The sequence below is a fragment of the Streptomyces sp. NPDC000410 genome, assembly GCF_040300305.1.
Taxonomy (GTDB): Bacteria; Actinomycetota; Actinomycetes; order Streptomycetales; family Streptomycetaceae; genus Streptomyces.
The window spans coordinates 1-5,096 of sequence record NZ_JBEPDM010000111.1; the positions used below are offsets into that span (position 1 = coordinate 1).

Here is a 5,096-nt window from a genome sequence, read left to right on the forward strand (position 1 = left end):
GTCCGCGCCACCCACCCCTCGAACAACTCCACCACCGACACCGCCGACACCTCAGCCACCGTGTCATTCCACTCCACCAACACCCGACGCCGCTCCACCTCACCCAACACATCCACCGCACCCACCCGCACCAACGGATCAGCAGTCACCGCATCCACCACCAACGCCAAACGCTCAGCCAACCGCCCAGCACTCCCCAGATCAAACAGATCCGCCGCAACAATCACCACACCCCGCAGCCCCGCCGGCCGCCCCTCCGCGTCGAACACCTCCCCCAAAGAGATGTCCAGGTCGAACTTGGCCGTCGTCCCGCCGGAGGACAGCGTCTCGGCGCCCAGCCCCGGCAGGTCCAGGACCGCGTCGGCGTTGTTCTGCACGGTGAGCATCACCTGGAACAGCGGGTGGCGCGACAGCGAGCGCGTCGGGGCAAGCTCCTCCACCAGCCGCTCGAACGGCACATCCTGGTGGGCGAACGCCCCGAGCCCGGCCTCCCGAACCCGTCCCAGCACCTCGCGGAACGTGGGATCGCCCGACAGGTCGGCGCGTACCACCAAGGTGTTGATGAAGAACCCGACCAGGTCGTCCAGCGCCTCATCGGTACGACCGGCGACCGCCGACCCGATCGGAATGTCGTTCCCCGCACCCAGCCGGGACAGCAGCACCGCGAGCGCGGCCTGCAACACCATGAACACCGTCACGCCCTCGGCACGCGCCATCTCCGCCAGCCGCGCGTGCAGCTCCGCCGGGATCTCCAGCGGCACACTGTGCCCGTGGAGACTGGCCACCGCAGGACGCGTGCGGTCGAACGGCAGCTCCAGCTCCTCGGGAGCCCCGGCCAACGCCTGGCGCCAGTAGTCGACTTGGCGGGACAGCAGGCTCTCCGGGTCGTCCTCCGAGCCCAGCAGCTCACGCTGCCACAACGTGTAGTCCGCGTACTGCACGGGCAGCGGCTCCCACCCGGGGACCCCGCCCGCGCATCGCGCCGCGTAGGCGACGGAGACGTCCCTGGCCAGCGGCCCCCGGGACCAGCCGTCACCGGCGATGTGATGGGTCACCACGACCAGTACCTGCTCGTCCGGTCCAGCCGTGAACAGCCAGGCCCGGATCGGCACCTCCTCCGACAGGTCGAAGGCATACCCCTGCGCAGCGGCGACCGCACCGGCCAGCTCCTCCGGCGCCACCTCCACCGTCCGCAGCTCCCACTCCAGGTCCTGGGCAGCCACAACACGCTGATACGGCTCACCGTCAGCCACCGCGAACACCGTCCGCAGCACCTCGTGCCTGCCGATCACGTCCCGCAGCGCGGCGCCGAGCGCGTCCCGGTCGACATCTCCGCTCAGTCGCAGTGCGACGGGGACGTTGTAGGTGGCGCTGGGGCCTTCCAGCCGGCCGAGGAACCACAGGCGGCGCTGCGCGAACGACAGCGGCACCCGCTCCGGGCGTACGCCTGCCGTCAGCGCGAGGCGGGCCTCGCCGGCGGCTCCGAGCCCGGCTGCGAGCCCGGCCACCGTCGGGGTGTCGAACAGGGCACGGATCTCGACCTCGATGCCCAGCACCGCCCGGATCCGGCTGATGAGCCGCACCGCGAGGAGGGAGTGCCCGCCCAGTTCGAAGAAGTCGTCGTCCACTCCCACGCCGGGCAGCCCCAGGACCTCGGCGAACGCCCCGCACAGAAGCTCCTCCTGGAGCGTGGCGGGACCCCGGCCGGCACCCGTTGCGGCGGCGTTGGCCGGGGCGGGCAGGGCCTTGCGGTCCAGCTTCCCGTTCGACGACAGCGGCATGGCCTCCAGGACCACCACCGCGGACGGCACCATGTAGTCCGGCAGCCGCTGCCCGACGAATCGCCGCACCGCTTCCGGCAACGCGTCATCGGTCTCTTCGGGGTCGGCGGGTACGACGTACGCGATCAGCCGGACATCGCCGGGGGTGTCCTCACGGGTGACGACCACCGCCTGAGTGACCTCCGGATGTGCTACGAGCACGGTCTGCACCTCGCCCGGCTCGATCCGGAACCCGCGGATCTTCACCTGGTCGTCCGCCCGGCCCAGGAATACGAGCCGGCCGTCGGCGCTCCACCGCGCCCGGTCGCCCGTGCGGTACATCCGCTCGCCCGCACCTGCGAACGGGCAGGCCACGAACCGTTCCGCCGTGAGTCCCGCGCGGCCGACGTAGCCGCGCGCCACCTGCGCACCGGCTATGTACAGTTCGCCGGCCACACCGGCGGGCACCGGGGTGAGCGTGTCGTCCAGTACGTAGAAGCGCGTGTTCGCGACCGGTGTGCCGACCGGGACGACGCCGTCGTCCAGCGTCTGTCCGGTGAGGCGTGTGGTCGCCGCGCCGATGGTGGCCTCGGTCGGCCCGTAGTGGTTGAACACCTCCCGCGTACCGGCGGCCGCCACCAGCTCCCGGACCCATGTGGGTGAGGCCGCCTCGCCACCGAGAACCAGTGACTTGGCCGGCAGCACGCCCTCCAGGCCACCGTCGGCGCCCAGCGCCGACAGATGCGACGGCACCGCCTTCAGGTAGTCGATCCGGTGTTCCGCGAAATACGCCGTCACCGCGGCCGGGTCGGTGACCGCCTCCGCGTCGAGGATGTGCAACTGCCCACCCGTGGCCAGACTCGCGAACACCAACGTGTTGCCCAGGTCGGTGGCCTGCGCCTGCAACAGCGCGTACCGACCACCCTCCTCACCCAGCCCGACACGCCCCGGCACCGACGACACATAGTTCGCGAGCGACCCATGGGTGACAGCCACACCCTTCGGCCGCCCCGTCGAACCCGACGTATAGATCACATAGGCCAACCCACCCGGCACCACCGACACCCCGGGAACGGTGACCGGGAGCATGGCGAGCTGGGCCACCGTCATCGGGTCGTCGAGTGCCACCATCCGTACCCGGCCTGCCGGCAGCTCGTCCAGGATCTCCTCGGTGGTCAGCAGCAGCACCGCTCCGCTGTCCGCCAGCATGAATCCGATCCGCTCGGCCGGCTGCTGCGTATCGAGCGGCAGGTAGCCGGCTCCGGCCTTCCACACGGCCAGGATCGCCACGATCATCTCGGCGCCGCGCTCCAGCCCCAGACCGACCACCGACTCGGCGCCCACACCCTGCTTGGTCAGGTAGTGCGCGAGCCGGTTGGCCCGGGCGTCCAGCTGCGCGTACGAGATCTCGGTCCCGTCGGCGACGATCGCGATCGCGTCCGGGGTCCGTGCCGCCTGCGCCTCGAACAACCCCACCACCGACGTGTCCGCCGACGGCGCTTCGGTGTCGTTCCACTCCGTGAGCACCAGGCGTCGCTCCGCCTCGCCCAGGACGTCCACCGCGCTGAGCCGCAGCCCGGGATCGCCGGCCACGGCATCGAGCACCCGTCCCCAGCGCCCGGCGATGCGCGTGGCCGTCTCGGGGTCGAACAGGTCGGCGGCCACGGTCAGCGTGCCCCGCAGCCCGGCCGGCCCGCCATCGGCGTCGTACGCCTCCCCGACCAGCACGTCCAGATCGAACTTGGCCGCCGACGTGCCGGACGCCACCGCGCTCAGGTTCACACCGGGCAGGTCCAGTACGGCTTCGATGGTGTCCTGCTTGGTGAACACGACCTGGAACAGCGGGTGCCTGGCCAGCGACCGGGCCGGGGCCAGCTCCTCCACCAGTCGCTCGAACGGCACGTCCTGATGCGCGAGCGCCGAAAGACCGGTCTCCCGCACGCGCGCCAGGACCTCGCGGAACGTGGGGTCGCCCGACAGGTCGGTCCTCAGCACCAGCGTGTTGACGAAGCAGCCGACCAGACCGTCGAGGGCCTCGTCGGTGCGTCCCGCGATCGCCGATCCGAGGGGAATGTCGTTGCCCGCGCCCAGCCGGGACAGCAGCACCGCGAGCGCGGCCTGCAACACCATGAACACGGTGACGCCCTCGGCACGCGCCAGCTCGACCAGCCGCGCATGCAGCTCCGCCGGGGCCTCCAGCGGCACGGTGTGCCCGCTGTGGCTGGCCACGGCCGGCCGCGGGCGGTCGAAGGGCAGCGCAAGCTCCTCGGGCGATCCGGCCAATGTGGAGCGCCAGTAGGCGATCTGCCGCGATATCACGCTGTCGGGGTCCTGCTCGTCCCCCAGCAGCTCCTGTTGCCAGAGCGCGTAGTCGGCGTACTGCACCGGGAGTTCGGTCCACTGCGGAGCACGGCCGCCCGTGCTACGGGCCGCGTAGGCGAGGGAGATGTCCCGTGCCAGCGGCGCCCGGGACCAGCCGTCGCTCGCGATGTGGTGCATCACGACGACCAGCACCTGCTCCTCCGGTCCTGCGGTGAACAGCCAGGCTCGGAAGGGCACATCCACGGCGAAGTCGAATGTGTGGCCGACGGCCCCTGCGACGGAGTCGGCCATGTCCGCCGGGCTCACATCGACGACCGCCAGCTCCCAGGCGAGCTCCTCCATGTCGAGGACCTTCTGGTACGGCTCACCGTCGGCAACGGCGAACACCGTCCGCAGCGCCTCGTGCCGTGCGAGTACGTCCCGCAGGGCCGCGCCCAGCGCGACCGGATCCACCTGTCCGGAGAGCCGTAGCGCGACCGGCATGTTGTAGGTCGCGCTGGGCCCTTCGAGCTGGCCGAGGAACCACAGGCGGCGCTGCGCGAACGAGAGCGGCACCCGCTCCGGGCGCGCCCCTGCCAGCAGCGGCAGGCGAGCCTGGTCGGCATCGGAGAGCCTGGCCGCGACACCGGCCGCCGTGCGGGCCTCGAACAGCGTCCGCAGGGAGAGTTCGACGCCGAACACCGCCCGGATCCGGCTGAGCAGCCGCACGGCAAGCAGCGAGTGGCCGCCCCATGCGAAGAAGTCGTCGTCGACGCCTACGCTGTCCACACCGAGGACCTCGGCGAACGCGCCGCAGAGGATCTCCTCCTGCGCGTTGGCCGGCCCTCGGCCCTCGCCTGCCTCGTACGCGGGGACGGGGAGCGCCTTGCGGTCGAGCTTCCCGTTGCGTGTGAGCGGGAGCTCGTCGAGGACCACGACTGCCGACGGCACCATGTACTCCGGCAGGCGCGCCGCCACGAACTCCCGCAACACCCCCGACACCTCGCCCCGAACAACACCGGCGAGCACGACATA

Annotated in this window: 1 pseudogene; it reads right to left on the reverse strand. The window is 71.4% G+C overall.

From position 1 onward, the window contains the following. Nucleotides 1-5,054: pseudogene (locus tag ABT342_RS37860) on the reverse strand (amino acid adenylation domain-containing protein); the annotation flags it as partial. Between the last annotated feature and the right edge of the window lie 42 nt (nt 5,055-5,096).